The organism is Pseudomonas sp. ARP3 (genome assembly GCF_001029595.1).
Lineage (GTDB): Bacteria > Pseudomonadota > Gammaproteobacteria > Pseudomonadales > Pseudomonadaceae > Aquipseudomonas > Aquipseudomonas rhodesiae.
In genome coordinates this window covers 284,311-299,169 of record NZ_LEKF01000001.1, presented here as the reverse complement: position 1 = coordinate 299,169, position 14,859 = coordinate 284,311, and the positions used below count along the sequence as shown (strand labels likewise).

General features: G+C 62.7%; 14 protein-coding genes. 9 read left to right on the top strand and 5 right to left on the bottom strand.

Features of this window, described 5'->3' with window-relative positions; genetic code table 11:
• Window positions 1–4 precede the first annotated feature (4 nt).
• Window positions 5–757, bottom strand: coding sequence for a thioesterase II family protein (locus ABX75_RS01400; RefSeq protein WP_047881330.1), 753 nt, complete (start codon window positions 755–757; stop codon window positions 5–7).
• A 302-nt stretch (window positions 758–1,059) separates the two neighbouring features.
• Here ABX75_RS01400 and ABX75_RS01395 point away from each other — a divergent pair, with 302 nt between their 5' ends.
• Window positions 1,060–1,611, top strand: a complete 552-nt coding sequence (locus ABX75_RS01395; RefSeq protein WP_034099424.1) for an RNA polymerase factor sigma-70 — start codon at window positions 1,060–1,062, stop codon at window positions 1,609–1,611.
• A 9-nt stretch (window positions 1,612–1,620) separates the two neighbouring features.
• Here the strand turns inward: ABX75_RS01395 and ABX75_RS01390 are convergent, their stop codons facing one another.
• Both ABX75_RS01390 and ABX75_RS01385 read right to left on the bottom strand, forming a co-directional pair.
• A complete protein-coding gene (locus tag ABX75_RS01390) occupies window positions 1,621–2,409 on the bottom strand; it encodes an ABC transporter substrate-binding protein (protein WP_047881329.1) in 789 nt (262 codons plus the stop codon).
• A gap of 93 nt (window positions 2,410–2,502) precedes the next feature.
• Window positions 2,503–3,129, bottom strand: coding sequence for a TetR/AcrR family transcriptional regulator (locus tag ABX75_RS01385; RefSeq protein WP_034099426.1), 627 nt, complete (start codon window positions 3,127–3,129; stop codon window positions 2,503–2,505).
• Between the two features lie 152 nt (window positions 3,130–3,281).
• Here ABX75_RS01385 and ABX75_RS01380 point away from each other — a divergent pair, with 152 nt between their 5' ends.
• The 8 genes from ABX75_RS01380 to ABX75_RS01345 all read left to right on the top strand — a co-directional run bounded on the left by ABX75_RS01380 (window position 3,282) and on the right by ABX75_RS01345 (window position 12,522).
• Window positions 3,282–5,060: an acyclic terpene utilization AtuA family protein gene (locus ABX75_RS01380; protein ID WP_047881328.1), complete on the top strand. Its 1,779-nt coding sequence runs from the start codon at window positions 3,282–3,284 to the stop codon at window positions 5,058–5,060.
• Window positions 5,061–5,073: 13 nt separating this feature from the next.
• Window positions 5,074–5,946 carry an SDR family oxidoreductase gene (locus ABX75_RS01375; RefSeq protein ID WP_047881327.1) on the top strand — a complete coding sequence of 291 codons (873 nt, stop codon included), beginning with the start codon at window positions 5,074–5,076 and terminating at the stop codon, window positions 5,944–5,946.
• A gap of 4 nt (window positions 5,947–5,950) precedes the next feature.
• Window positions 5,951–7,567, top strand: a complete 1,617-nt coding sequence (locus ABX75_RS01370) for an acyl-CoA carboxylase subunit beta (RefSeq protein WP_034099429.1) — start codon at window positions 5,951–5,953, stop codon at window positions 7,565–7,567.
• A 16-nt stretch (window positions 7,568–7,583) separates the two neighbouring features.
• A complete protein-coding gene (gene atuD, locus ABX75_RS01365) occupies window positions 7,584–8,741 on the top strand; it encodes a citronellyl-CoA dehydrogenase (protein ID WP_034138818.1) in 1,158 nt (385 codons plus the stop codon).
• On the top strand, window positions 8,738–9,499 hold the full coding sequence (locus ABX75_RS01360; protein ID WP_047881326.1) for an enoyl-CoA hydratase/isomerase family protein: 762 nt from the start codon (window positions 8,738–8,740) through the stop codon (window positions 9,497–9,499). Before atuD ends, ABX75_RS01360 begins: the two co-directional genes overlap by 4 nt.
• An 89-nt stretch (window positions 9,500–9,588) precedes the next feature.
• Window positions 9,589–11,511, top strand: a complete 1,923-nt coding sequence (locus tag ABX75_RS01355) for an acetyl/propionyl/methylcrotonyl-CoA carboxylase subunit alpha (RefSeq protein WP_047881325.1) — start codon at window positions 9,589–9,591, stop codon at window positions 11,509–11,511.
• 90 nt (window positions 11,512–11,601) lie between these two features.
• A complete protein-coding gene (locus ABX75_RS01350) occupies window positions 11,602–12,144 on the top strand; it encodes an exonuclease domain-containing protein (RefSeq protein WP_034099435.1) in 543 nt (180 codons plus the stop codon).
• Between the two features lie 93 nt (window positions 12,145–12,237).
• Window positions 12,238–12,522, top strand: coding sequence for a pyrimidine/purine nucleoside phosphorylase (locus tag ABX75_RS01345; RefSeq protein ID WP_034099437.1), 285 nt, complete (start codon window positions 12,238–12,240; stop codon window positions 12,520–12,522).
• 66 nt (window positions 12,523–12,588) lie between these two features.
• Here the strand turns inward: ABX75_RS01345 and ABX75_RS01340 are convergent, their stop codons facing one another.
• Together ABX75_RS01340 and ABX75_RS01335 are read right to left on the bottom strand one after the other, a co-directional pair.
• On the bottom strand, window positions 12,589–13,395 hold the full coding sequence (locus tag ABX75_RS01340; protein WP_047881324.1) for an MOSC domain-containing protein: 807 nt from the start codon (window positions 13,393–13,395) through the stop codon (window positions 12,589–12,591).
• 39 nt (window positions 13,396–13,434) lie between these two features.
• Window positions 13,435–14,370 carry a chemotaxis protein CheV gene (locus ABX75_RS01335; RefSeq protein WP_034138823.1) on the bottom strand — a complete coding sequence of 312 codons (936 nt, stop codon included), beginning with the start codon at window positions 14,368–14,370 and terminating at the stop codon, window positions 13,435–13,437.
• Window positions 14,371–14,859: the final 489 nt, after the last annotated feature.

Here is a 14,859-nt window from a genome sequence, read left to right as displayed (position 1 = left end):
GCGCTCAGCCAGCGGCCAGTTGCCGCGGCGCGCCATTGCGCCAGCGCGTCAGGTGTTCCTCGGCATAACGCCGCAAACAGCGCAGCACCGCGCTTTCGTGCTGCACGATGAAGAAGTGGTGACCGTCGAACAGGTCTAGGGAAAAGCCGCTGGCGGCCTCCAATTGCCAGTCGAGCAATTGGTCGGCGCGCACGCTGTCCTGCTTGCCGCCGAACACATGGATCGGCATGCCCAGGGGCTGGCGCTCGCCATAGCTGAAACTGCCGCACAGCAGAAAATCGGCGCGCAGGATCGGCAGCATCAACTGCATCAATTCGGGGTTGACCAGGGCCTCCTCGGCGGTGCCCTGTAGTTCGCGCAGACGGGCGATCAGCTGTTCATCAGTCTTTTCAACCGCGTATTCACTGACGTCCCGACGGGCCGGCCCGGCAGTCCCGGATGCGAACAGCGCCAGCGGCGCCGGCAGATTGCGGGCGTTCAGCGCGTGGGCCAGTTCAAACGCCAGCAGACCACCCAGGCTGTGGCCGAACAAGGCGTAGGGGGTGTGCGGATCGCGGCTGATTTCCTGCGCGAGCTGCGCCGCCAGGGCCTTGATGTCGCGCTGCAAGGGCTCGTCCATGCGCATGCCGCGACCGGGCAATTCCAGTGGGCAGACCTGTAGCCAGTCCGGCAACGCACGGCGCCAGCGCACATAGACCATGGCGCTGGCGCCGGAATAGGGCAGGCAATACAGGCGCAATCGGGTCGCTGCACTCATCCCTGGAGTGCTCCGATGTGAGACACGCTGTGTGCACGATAAAAACCCATCTCGTCCTCCTGCGGGTGCTGATCCTTGGCCGCTGCGGGAACGGACCTGTCACCCATGAGAACGGACGGCCCCGGCAAATAATTAGTCGCCGGGGCAGCGCGTGAGGCACTTCACATCAAAGCGAAGAGCATAAGATTAGTTCGTCTTCTCATTTGACAATCATTATCATTCATCCTAATTTGTTGCCCGATGTGTAGGAGGCCTTAGCAAGGAAGCCCTCCCCTAACCTCTTTTGCGACAAGGTGATTTCCATGACGGAACCAGTAACCACAGGCAGGTGCGATTCACCTCTTCTTCAGGCGTTCGTCGACAATCGAACGATTCTGGTGAAGATTGCGGCACGCATTACCGGCTGCCGCTCGCGGGCCGAAGACGTCGTGCAAGATGCGTTCTTTCGCCTGCAGTCGGCGCCAACCATTACTTCATCGTTCAAAGCCCAGCTCAGTTACCTGTTCCAGATCGTGCGCAACCTGGCGATCGATCACTACCGCAAGCAGGCCCTTGAACTGAAATACTCCGGCACGGAAGAGGAAGGCTTGAATGTGGTGATTCACGGTGCTTCACCGGAAACCTCCCACATCAATTTCAATACCCTGGAAACCATCGCCGACGCCCTGACCCAACTGCCGCAGCGCACCCGCTATGCATTCGAGATGTATCGCTTGCACGGCGTGCCACAAAAGGACATCGCCAAGGAACTGGGCGTCTCGCCGACCCTGGTGAACTTTATGATTCGCGACGCGCTGGTGCACTGCCGCAAGGTGTCGGGCAGCCACAGCGATACGTTTGCGCGGCGGGTTTGAAACGCTCGATCAAGGCACCGACATCACATCGATGCGATAAGGCTCGAAAATCTTCAGCATTTCGCCGTTGTCGCGCAGGCGTTTGAGCAGCGCGGCAAACGCTGGGCCTGTGATCGGCGCTTTGGGACGCAGCAGTGCGTAGTGGTGGTAGATCTGGTCGATACGCTCCGAGACCAGGAACTGCGTGGCGGTGTCGGCATTGCGTACCATGAAATCGCTGAGGTAAGAGCGGGTCACCAGCGCAATATCGGCGCGCCCGCGGGCGACCATCAGCAGGTTGCTGTCGTGGGAATAGGTCAAGGTCGCGTTGAAGCGTTCGGCCATGAGCTTGGGATCTGGGTTGAAGTTGGCGAAGGCGTAGTGATAACCGCTGAACACCGCCAGACGCTTGCCGACCAGGTCAGCGAAATAGCTTTGGTCGCGTCCGGGCGCACTTTGAGCGACGAAGATTTCCGCGTCTTCCAAGCCCATATCGACGCTGGTATGGGGAATTTTCTGCCAGCCCCAATCGGGGTTTTCGAAGATCGCCATGTCGACCCGGCCCTGGTCGAAATCGCGGAAACGCCGGGGAATCGAAGTGGGCACCAGCACGAACTGGTACTCGGTCTGCTCGGCGTTCAACGCCTCCACCAACTGCGGCAGCAACCCAGTGTCGGCCCCCTGCTCGGGTCGCACGGTGTACGGCGGGAAATGCGCCGCGCCGATGCGCACCAATTGCGCGGCTGAAACAGGCAGCCACGCTACGGTGCCCAGTGCCGATAAAGTAAGTCCTGCAGCCAACCGCCATGGCGATAACATCAAGGCACACACCGTTCATCACTCTGATGGCAATAAGCTAGGCGTTTTTGCCTGGGGAGACAACTTTCTACCGGCAAATTAATAGCTTGCGCCTCAGTCCTCTTTCAGAACCATTAACAATGCTTCTTCCGCCAGTTGTTCGAGGGTCAGGCTGCCGCCCTCGGCACGGAACCAGGTGGTCGTCCAGGACAGCGCACCGGTCAGGAAGCGCCGGGTGATAAATACATCGCCGCGGATGTAGCCCGCCGCTTTGGCTTCATTCAACACCTGCAACCAAATCTGCTCATACACATCACGTAACGCCAGCACCTGGGCCTGCCCTTCGGCTGACAGCGAGCGCCATTCGTACACCAGCACCGCCATGGCTTCGCCGCTGCCGCCCATGATCGACTGCAATTCGCAGCGGATCAGCGCCAGCACGCGCTCGCGCACGCTGCTCGCCGCTTGCAGCGAAGCACGCATCAACGCGGTGTTGTAGTGGATGGTTTCTTCCATCACGGCCCGCAGGATCTCGTCCTTGCTCTTGAAGTGATGAAAGATGCTGCCGGACTGGATGCCCACGGCGCCGGCCAGATCGCGCACGGTGGTGCGCTCGAAACCTTTGTTGCGAAACAGGTGAGCCGCCGTCTGCAGCAACTTGCCCCGGGCGCTGTCGGGGTCGGTCAATTGGCCGCCGTCGACCATGGTGCGCATCACCTGCAGGGCTTTTTGCTCATCCATGCTTCTCTCCTCTACTGCCAGAACGTGTTGGCCGGCAATTTAGGCCGTGCCAGCCACCCAAGCAAGCGCTTGGGTAAAACTTGTCAGCGGCGTTTACAAACCAAGCGCTTGCTTGGTAGTCTCGGCCACAGCCATTCGAGGAAGGATTTCTCATGAGCAAGACCGTTCGTATCGGCTGCGCCGGCGCCTTTTGGGGCGACACCTGCACCGCCGCCGCGCAGTTGGTGCACGGCGGTGCCCTGGACTACCTGGTGTTCGACTACCTGGCGGAGGTCACGATGTCGATCCTCGCCGGCGCGCGCATGAAAGATCCCCAGGCCGGTTACGCCACGGATTTCGTTGAGGTGCTTACGCCGTTGCTGGCCGATCTCCAGCGCCAGGGCATCCGGGTGATCAGCAACGCCGGCGGCATCCACCCCCAGGCCTGCGCCGACGCCCTGCAAGCGGCTTGCGACCATGCCCAGGTGCCCTTGAAAATCGCCGTGCTGCTGGGTGATGACCTGCAACCCCAACTGAAAAATCTGCACGGCATCACCGATATGTTCGACGGCACGTCACTGCCGCCGGTATGCGTATCGGCCAACGCCTACCTCGGCGCGCCGGGCATCGCCCAAGCCCTCGCCCTCGGAGCGGATATCGTCATCACCGGTCGGGTGGTCGACAGCGCCGTGGTCAGCGCGGCGCTGGTGCATGAATTCGGCTGGTCCTGGCACGATTACGACCGCCTCGCCCAGGCCGCCCTGGCCGGGCACATCATCGAATGCGGCGCGCAGTGTACCGGCGGCAACTTCACCGACTGGCGCGACGTGCCCGATTACGAACACATCGGTTTCCCCATCGTTGAGGTCAGCGCCGACGGCCAGTTCACCGTAAACAAAGTCGACGGCAGCGGTGGCTTGATCAGCGAACTGAGTGTGGCCGAACAACTGCTGTATGAAATCGGCGACCCGCGCGCATATGTGCTGCCGGATGTGATCTGCGATTTCAGCCAGGTCAAATTGCAGCAACAAGGCAAGCACCAGGTGCGCCTGCACGGCGCCAAAGGCTTGCCCCCGACCGACCGCTACAAGGTCAGCGCCACCTACCCGGATGGTTTTCGCTGCACCGCCAGTTGCCTGATCGCCGGGATCGACGCGGTGGCCAAAGCCGAGCGGGTCAGCCAGGCGATCATCGGCAAGACCGCCGAGTTGTTCAGCCAGCGCGGCTGGGCGCCCTTCACCGACGTGAACATCGAACTGCTGGGCAGCGAAGCGACCTACGGCGCCCACGGGCAGCGCCATGACACCCGCGAAGTGGTGGTCAAACTGGCGGTGCGCCACCCAAGCAAACAGGCGCTGGTGCTGTTTGCCCGCGAGATCGCCCAAGCGGCGACCGGCATGGCGCCGGGGCTGACCGGCATCGTCGGCGGGCGGCCGACGGTATACCCGCTGATCCGCCTGTTTTCGTTTCTGATCGACAAATCGGCCTGCGACCTGAGTATCCACTGGCAGGGCGAACGGCATACCTGTGCCCTCCCCGCCGCCCAGGCACTGGTGACACCGGCGGCACCGATCGACCCACCCAAACCCACAGGCCGCGCCGACGCCAGCGTCCCCCTGGTGAAACTGGCGGTAGCGCGCGCCGGCGACAAGGGCAATCACAGCAATATCGGTGTGATCGCCCGCGCGCCCGAGTACCTGCCCTGGATCGCCGAAACGCTGACCCCAGAAGTGGTCGTCGACTGGATGCGCCATGTGCTCGACCCCGTGCATGGTCGCGTCGAGCGGTGGTACTTGCCCGGCAGTCACAGCCTGAATTTCCTGCTGGAAAACGCCTTGGGCGGTGGTGGCATCGCCAGCCTGCGCATCGACCCCCAGGGCAAGGCTTTCGCCCAGCAACTGCTGGAAATCCCCATCGCCGTGCCGCAGCACATCGCCGATCAACTCAACTGACAGGAGCCTGGCCGTGGCCTTCGACTCGATCTTCAAAGCCGAGCTGTTCCAGGGGCACACCGTGGTGGTCACCGGTGGCGGCAGCGGCATCGGCCGTTGCACCGCCCATGAACTGGCGGCCCTCGGTGCCCGCGTGATCCTGGTGGGGCGCAAGCCGGAAAAACTCCACGCGGTCGCGGCGCAAATTGCCGAAGACGGCGGCAGCGCCCATGGCTACGCCTGCGATATTCGCGATGAAGTGGCGGTGAAGGCGCTGGTCGGCCAAATCATTGCAGAACACGGCGCAATCCACGGCTTGGTCAACAACGCCGGCGGCCAGTACCCCTCGCCCTTGGCGTCGATCAATCAGAAAGGCTTCGAAACCGTGCTGCGAACCAACCTGGTCGGCGGTTTTTTGATGGCGCGGGAGGTGTTCAACCAGTGCATGAGCACCCACGGCGGCGCCATCGTCAACATGCTTGCCGACATGTGGGGCGGCATGCCCGGCATGGGCCACTCAGGGGCGGCGCGCGCCGGTATGCATAATTTCACCAAGACTGCCGCGTTCGAGTGGGGTTACGCCGGGGTCCGGGTTAACGCCGTGGCGCCGGGTTGGATCGCCTCCAGCGGCATGGACACCTACGAAGGCGCGTTCAAGGCCGTGATCCCCACCTTGCGTGAACATGTACCGCTCAAGCGCATCGGCACCGAGTCGGAAGTCAGCGCGGCGATCGTGTTCCTGCTCAGCCCCGCCGCCGCCTTCGTCAGCGGCAGCACCCTGCGCATCGATGGCGCCGCCAGCCTTGGCAACCGGGCCTGGCCGCTGCATAAAGCGGCCATGCCGAGCGCGCCGTTCAATGGTTTTCACCGCGCGTATCTGCCCGATGTGCTCAAGGCGCAGGACTGACGCCATGCCGACAATAATCAGCCAGATCGACCCGCACAGCCCGGCGTTCGCCCAGAACCGCGCGGCGCTGCTCGCCAGCATCGAGCACCTGCGCCAGCTGGAAAATGCCCTGCTCGACAAGGCTCAGACAGCCAAGGCCAAGTTCGAGCAGCGCGGCCAGTTGCTGCCGCGCGAGCGCCTCAGTGCGTTGCTGGACCCAGGCGCGCCGTTCCTGGAACTGGCCAGCCTGGCCGGCTACAAGCTGCACGATGACAAGGACGGTAGCGCCGCCGGCGGTGGCTTGATCGCCGGCATCGGTTACGTCAGCGGTGTGCGGGTGCTGGTGGTGGCCAATAACAGTGCGATCAAGGGCGGCACCATTTCTCCTTCGGGCTTGAAGAAATCCCTGCGCCTGCAACAGATCGCCATGGAGAACAAACTGCCGGTGGTGACCCTGGCCGAGAGCGGCGGCGCCAACCTCAACTACGCCGCCGAGATTTTCGTTGAAGGCGCACGCAGCTTTGCCAACCAGGCGCGCATGTCGGCCATGGGCTTGCCGCAGATCACCGTGGTGCATGGCTCGGCCACGGCCGGCGGCGCCTACCAGCCTGGGTTGTCGGATTACGTGGTGGTGGTGCGCGGCAAGGCCAAACTGTTTCTCGCCGGGCCGCCGCTGCTCAAGGCCGCCACCGGTGAAGTGGCCACGGACGAGGAATTAGGCGGTGCCCAGATGCACGCGCACGTAGCCGGCACCGCCGAATACCTGGCAGAAAACGATGCCGACGGCCTGCGCATCGTGCGTGAGATCGTCAGCCTGCTGCCGTGGAACGCGCACCTGCCGCCGACGCCGTCGCGTGCCTTCGCCGAGCCGCTGTACCCCATCGACGAGTTGCTCGGGCTGATCCCCGCTGACGCCAAAAAACCCTACGACGTGCGCGAAATCCTCGCGCGCCTGGCCGACGGCTCGCAGTTCCTCGAATTCAAAAGCGAGTTCGACCCGCACACGGTGTGCGGCCACCTGCATATTCACGGCCACGCGGTGGGAGTGATCGGCAATAACGGCCCGATTACGCCCAAGGGCGCGAGCAAGGCCGCGCAGTTTATCCAACTGTGCGACCAGAGCCGCACGGCGCTGCTGTTTCTGCACAACACCACGGGGTTTATGGTCGGCACCGAGTCGGAGCAGCAAGGGGTGATCAAGCACGGCGCGAAGATGATCCAGGCGGTGGCCAACGCACGGGTGCCTAAACTCACGGTGGTGGTTGGCGGTTCCTATGGCGCCGGCAACTATGCAATGTGCGGTCGCGGCTTGGACCCGCGCTTTATCTTCGCCTGGCCAAACAGCCGCACCGCTGTGATGGGTGGTGCGCAGGCGGGCAAGGTGCTGCGTATCGTCACCGAGGCCAAGCAGTTGAAGGACGGCCTGGTGCCCGACCCAAAGGTGCTGGACATGCTGGAGCAGGTCACCGCACAGAAACTCGACAGCCAATCCACCGCGCTCTACGGCAGCGCCAATGTGTGGGATGACGGGCTGATCGATCCACGGGATACCCGCACCGTGCTGGGGTTTGTGCTGGATATCTGCCATGAGGCCGAGGCTCGACAGCTACAGCCGAACAGCTTCGGTGTGGCGCGTTTCTAACAGGAGAACAATAAAAATGATCTTCACCCAGGAACATCAGGAACTGCGCCGCACCGTGCGCGCCTTCGTCGACCGCGAGATCAACCCCCATGTGGACGAATGGGAGAAAGCCGGGCGTTTTCCCATCCACGAGGTTTTCCGCAAGGCCGGCGACCTCGGCCTGCTGGGCATTTCCAAACCGGAACGCTTCGGCGGCATGGGCCTGGACTACAGCTACTCGATTGTGGCCGCTGAAGAGTTCGGCACCATCCGTTGCGGCGGCATCCCCATGGCCATCGGCGTGCAGACCGACATGTGCACCCCCGCCCTCGCCCGCTTCGGTTCCGACGAGTTGCGCGACGAATTCCTGCGCCCGGCCATCAGCGGAGAACAGGTCGGCTGCATCGGCGTCTCGGAAACCGGCGCCGGTTCCGATGTGGCCGGGCTCAAGACCCACGCGCGCAAGGATGGCGGCGACTACGTGATCAACGGCAGCAAAATGTGGATCACCAACTCCCCCAGCGCCGATTTTATCTGCCTGCTGGCCAACACCTCCGACGACAAACCGCACATCAACAAGTCGCTGATCATGGTGCCGATGAACACCCCCGGCGTGAGCCTCAGCCCGCCCCTGGAAAAACTCGGCATGCACAGCTCCGAGACGGCCCAAGTGTTCTTCGACAACGTGCGCGTGCCGCAACGCAACCGCATTGGTCAGGAGGGCGCGGGCTTCATGATGCAAATGCTGCAATTCCAGGAAGAACGCCTGTTTGGCGCGGCCAATATGATCAAGGGCCTGGAGTACTGCATCGACAGCACCATCGCCTACTGCAAGGAACGCCACACCTTCGGCAAAGCACTGATCGACAACCAGGTGATTCACTTTCGCCTGGCGGAACTGGCCACCGAAATCGAATGCCTGCGCGCACTGGTGTACCAGGCCACCGAGCAGTACATCAAAGGCCAGGACGTGACGCGGCTGGCCTCCATGGCCAAGCTCAAGGCCGGGCGCCTGGGCCGCGAAGTCAGCGACAGTTGCCTGCAATACTGGGGGGGCATGGGCTTTATGTGGGACAACCCGGTGGCGCGGGCGTATCGCGATGTGCGCCTGGTGTCGATTGGCGGCGGCGCCGACGAAATCATGCTGGGCATCATCTGCAAACTGATGGGCACCCTGCCGGGGAAAAAGCCATGAACACCCTGTTGCTGGAAGCCCACAACGGTGTGCTGCACATCACCCTCAACCGCCCACAGAGCCGCAACGCCATGAGCCTGCAGATGGTCAACGAACTGCGCACGGTGCTGGCGCAGCTCGACAGCCAGGTGCGTGCCGTGGTGATCAGCGGCGCGGGCGGGCACTTTTGCGCAGGGGCCGACGTGAAGGATCTGGTCAGTGCGGGCGATCAATTGCAGGCGCTGAACCGCGCATTCGGCACCTTGCTGCAAGAGGTGCAAGCCACACCACGCGTGGTGATCGTGGTGCTGCAAGGCGCCGTGCTGGGCGGCGGGTTCGGCCTGGCCTGCGTAAGCGACATTGCGATTGCCGATCACCAGGCACAGTTCGGTTTGCCGGAGACCAGCCTGGGGGTACTGCCGGCACAGATCGCACCGTTTGTGGTCAAGCGCATTGGCCTGACCCAGGCGCGGCGGCTGGCGCTGACCGCCGCACGCTTCGATGGCGTCCAAGCGCAACGCTTGGGCCTGGTGCATTTTGTCGAGCGCGACCCCCAGGCCCTGGCCGAGCGTGTGGATGAGGTGCTGGGCCAGGTCTTGCAATGCGCGCCGGGGGCCAATGCACAAACCAAAGCCTTGTTGCTGGCCAGCGTCGATCAGCCGTTGGAGCCGTTGCTGGATCAAGCGGCGCAGTGGTTTGCCGAGGCGGTGGTCAGTGCAGAAGGCATTGAGGGGACACAGGCTTTTGTACACAAGCGCAAGCCTGGGTGGTGCAAATGACGCCAGCCCCAGGGACTGGTTCCAAATGTGGGAGGGGGCTCGTCCCCGATAAGGCCAGAACAAACAGCGCATAACCAAGGGACCTTCCAATGCCCACATTCAGCAAAATCCTGATCGCCAATCGCGGCGAGATCGCCTGTCGCATCCAGCGCACGGCCCAGGCCCTGGGCTATCGCACCGTGGCGGTATACAGCGATGCCGACGCCGACGCCCTGCATGTGCAGATGGCCGACGAAGCCGTGCACATCGGCCCCGCCGCGGTGCAGCTGTCCTACCTCAATATCCCGGCGATCCTTGATGCCGCGCATAAAACCGGCGCTGACGCGGTGCACCCCGGCTACGGCTTTCTCTCGGAAAACCCCGACTTCGCCCGCGCCTGCCAACACGCCGGGCTCACCTTTATCGGCCCCAGCGCCGAAGCGATCGAGCTGATGGGCAGCAAACGCCTGTCCAAGCTGGCCATGCTGGAGGCCGGCGTGCCGTGCATCGCGGGCTACCAGGGCGCCGATCAGGATGACGCGACCCTGCAACGCCACGCCGAACGCATCGGCTACCCGTTGATGATCAAGGCCAGTGCCGGCGGCGGTGGGCGTGGCATGCGCCTGGTCCATCAACAGGATCAATTGCTGGCGCAATTGCGTACGGCACGCTCCGAAGCGCTCAACGCCTTCGGCAGCGCCGAGCTGATTCTGGAACAGGCGCTGATTGAGCCGCGTCACGTCGAAATCCAAGTGTTCGGCGACCGTCACGGCCAGCTGATATACCTGGGCGAGCGCGACTGCTCGGTGCAACGCCGCCATCAGAAAATCATCGAAGAAGCGCCCTGCCCAGTGATGACGCCCGACCTGCGCCAGGCCATGGGCGAGGCCGCGCTCAAGGCTGGGCGCGCGGTGAACTACGTGGGCGCCGGCACCGTGGAGTTTCTGCTCGACCGCGACGGGCGCTTTTACTTCCTGGAAATGAACACCCGCCTGCAAGTGGAGCACCCGGTCACCGAGCTGATCACCGGGCTCGACCTGGTGGCCTGGCAACTGCAGGTCGCCGCCGGCCAGCCACTGCCACTGACCCAAGCCGACGTGACCCTGACCGGGCATGCCATGGAAGTGCGCTTGTACGCTGAAGACCCGGCCCAGGGCTTCCTGCCGCAGACCGGCGACGTGCTGCGCTGGCAACCGGCCGCCGCTGTACGGGTTGACCACGGCGTGCTGGAAGGCCAGCCCATCAGCCCGTTCTATGACGCGATGCTGGGCAAGATCATCGCCCACGGCGCCACCCGCGAAGAAGCACGGCGCAAACTGCTGCGCGCGGTGCAAGACACGCTGCTGCTGGGGGTGACCAGCAATCAACGGCTGCTGGCCGAGGTACTTGAACATCCGGACTTTGTACGCGGGGACTTCAGCACTGGGTTTATCCCCCGGTATTTCAACGCGATCGCCCCCTACGCGGCCACTGACGAACAATTAGCCGTCGCCGCCGCATTGTTCTACCAGCACAGTGCCGCGCGGCATCGTCCCGGTTTGTCCGGGTGGTGCAACAACGCCAGCGCAGCCACGAGTTATCGCTTGCTGGTCAACGACAGGGTGCACGGGATCAGCGTCAGCGTGTCGGCCGATAACGCCCTTTGCATCAACGGCATCGATATCCGGCCGCTCGGGCTCGACGACCGCCACTTCATCCTGGTCATCGATGGCATTCGTCGCCGCCTCGCCTATCACCTCGATGGCAGCCGGTTGTGGCTGCCGGGGCTGACGGTGGTCGACGTGACCCAGCAGGTTGCCCAGCGCCAGGACGACGCCGGCAGCGGTACGCTCAAGGCGCCGATGGATGGGGCAATCGTCGACGTGTGTGTGGGCGTCGGTGACCGTGTGCGCAAAGGCCAACTGCTGCTGGTGCTGGAGGCCATGAAGATGGAGCATCCGCTCAAGGCCGGGGTTGAGGGCGTGGTCAAGGGCATACAGGTGATGACGGGCGATCAGGTTCGCAATCGCCAGATTCTGCTGGAGATCGAATAAACCCTGGCTCTCCTGGAAAAAACAGCGCGGAACTACAGGGGCCGTCTACGCTCTATCCCCCAGGACGGGAAGAGTACGGGAACCTGCACCATGCCTCATTGGCTGATTATTGACCTTGAAGCCACGACGGATGAAGGCGGCTGGCCCGTGACGGAAATGGAAGTCATCGAGATCGGCGCGAGCCTAGTCAACCGCCAGGGCCGCGAAGTGGATCATTTCCAGCGCTTTGTGCGCCCGCAGCGCCGCCCGTTGCTGACGCCGTTCTGCCGCCAGCTTACCCATATCACCCAGGCCAATATCGACGCGGCAACCCCGTTGAACGAGGTGTGGCCGCTGTTCGAACGCTGGCTGGGCCAGCATCGTACGCGCCTGGAAGGCTGGGCCAGTTGGGGCGACTACGACCGCCAGCAACTGGAACTGGAGTGGCAGCGCCATGGCCTGGACAGCGCCCTGGCCCACACGCCCCATATCAACCTCAAGCAGCGCTTCGCCAAGGCCCGACGCCTGGACAAGCCGCTGGGGCTCAACGGCGCGCTGCAACTGGCGGGGATGCAGTTCCATGGCCAGCAGCACCGGGCACTGGAAGACGCGCGCAACACTGCCCGCCTGCTACCGCTGATTTTACCGGTCTAGGCAGCCTCGCAAGGCTTGGGCATACTGGCCAACCTTTTCCATAACGCTGCCCTCGCTTCGACAGGGAAGGCAACTTTTTCCGAGGATTCGCCCATGTTCAAAGTCAACGAGTACTTCGACGGCACCGTCAAGTCGATCGCGTTCGGCACCGCTGAAGGTCCGGCGACCATCGGTGTGATGGCCCCGGGTGAATATGAGTTCGGCACTGCCCAGCGTGAAATCATGCACGTCGTCTCCGGCGCGCTGACCGTGAAACTGCCGGATGCCAGCGAGTGGCAGACCTTCTCCGCCGGCAGCCAGTTCAACGTACCGGCCAACAGCAAATTCCAGCTGAAGGTCGAGGTCGACACCGCTTACCTGTGCGAATACCGCGGCTAAGGTTTCAGCCAGGCAAAAAAATGCCCGTTTCCTAGAAGGAGACGGGCATTTTTTATGGGCGATGGATTATTCGAGGATCGTCACCGGCATGCCGACTTCCAGATGACCCACGCCATCGTTGACCAGGTTCTGGCCGAACATCGCGCCATCCTCGGTCTTGCGATAGCCATTCAAAGTGGCGAAGGGTTCACGGTCGGCGCTGCGCTCGCCGGTGCGCGGGTCGATGGTGGTGAGGATGCAGCGCGCGCACGGTTTGACCACCCGGAACTCCACGTCGCCGATGCGCAGGCGCTTCCAGCCGTCTTCGGCAAACGCGTCGGCGCCTTCGATCACCAGGTTGGGGCGAAAGCGCAGCATCTCCATGGGGCGGCCGACCTTCTCGGACAGGTCTTCCAGGGAGGCCTGGCCGATCAGCAGCAAGGGATAACCGTCGGCCAGCGCCACCTGGTCATCGTCGCGGCCATAACCGGACTGAGTGGTGCGCGCCCGCTTGAGCGGCATGTGCACCAACCGGGTCGGCGCGCCGACAAACTCGCTGACCCACGCGGCGGCTGCGTCGCCGGCATCCGGCAGGCGCGGGGTGTCGCGCCAGATGGTCACGCCGCGCAACGCAGCGTCTTCGTCGGGCAATGGGACGTCAAGGGAGGTATGGCCAGGCGATCTCAGGGTCAGGCCACCGGCGTTGTTCCACAAGGCCGACAGCTGGCTCATCTTGGTGACGGCGCGTTGCGTCAGGAAGCGCCCACTGGCCTCGTCCACCAGCATCCAGCGTCGATCCCCGTCCAACCCGAGCTTATCCAGGCCGCTGTGTTGCAACGATTCGGCCTTGCCGGATTTCAAGGGGTAACGGTACAACGCGCTGAGACGAAGCATGGCTCTGCATTCCTGAGGGGCAAAGCCATCACCCTAAGGTCAAGCTGGCTGTTCGTCCAGCATCAGTCGCTGGCGCACCACATCCACCAGTTTGTCAGGCTGGAACTTGGACAGGAAATTGTCGCAGCCGACCTTCTTCACCATCGATTCGTTGAAGCTACCCGACAGCGAGGTGTGCAGCACCACATACAGTTTGCGCAGGCGCGGGTCGTTGCGGATCTCGGTGGTGAGACGGTAGCCGTCCATTTCCGGCATTTCGGCGTCGGTGAAGATCATCAATAGTTTGTCGGTCATCACGTGACCGGCGTCGGCCCACGACTTGAGCATGTTCAGCGCTTTGAGGCCATCACTGGCGATGTGCATTTTCACGCCCAACTGGCCGAGGGTGTCACGCAGCTGCGACAGCGCCACGTTGGAGTCGTCCACCAGCAGCACTTCGCGGCCACGGGCGCGTTCGAGCACTGGGTCTTCGAGTTTTTCCCGGGAGACCTTGGCGTTGTACGGCACGATCTCGGCGAGGACTTTTTCCACGTCGATGATTTCCACCAACTGGTCGTCGACCTTGCTGATGGCGGTGAGGTAATGCTGGCGACCGGCGCTGGTCGGAGGTGGCAGGATGGCTTCCCAGTTCATGTTGACGATGCGGTCCACACCGCCCACCAGGAACGCCTGCACCGAGCGGTTGTACTCGGTGACAATGATGGTGCTGTTCGGGCCCGGCACCAGCGGGCGCATGCCGATGGCTTGGGACAGGTCGATCACCGGCAGGGTCTGGCCGCGCAGGTTGACCACGCCACACACAAACGGATGGCGCTGGGGCATCAGCGTGAGCTTGGGCAATTGCAGGACTTCCTGCACCTTGAACACGTTAATGGCGAACAACTGCCGCCCGGCCAGGCGAAACATGAGGATCTCTAGGCGATTCTCACCCACCAGTTGCGTGCGTTGATCTACCGTGTCGAGAATGCCGGCCATTGGAAGCTCCTGATATGCGCGGGTAAGTGCTGCGCGTAGGGGTTGTGCAGTTCACTAAGCTGTTTATCGGCGGCAAGCGCCAGATCTTGACCCCGTTAAAATGCCACGTAAATTAATTGATGTCACACTGACATCATGCTTTACTGGCCGCGCTGCTTCATAAGCGGGCAAGACGGCATTGCGCGACACACAAATCGACGCAAGGTTCCCGCTTGTAAGGGATTCCCCTATGCGCAATCAGGTCCAACCTGATATTCGCAATATCTAATAGCCATTAATGTGACGCCATTCTCATTGCATGAATGGAGTCAGGCTTTTGTTCGCCATCCCAAGTCCTCGCCCGCTGGGTGTTTCAGACATTTACGTCGCGGCAACTGAAGGTGTGCAACTGGGCCTGCTCACGAGGGCTTGGCAGCGCCCTTGCAGTCATTTCAATAAACTTCCTACCAAAAGCTCAGAAGTAACCTACAAGCAAGAGCAATATTTCAG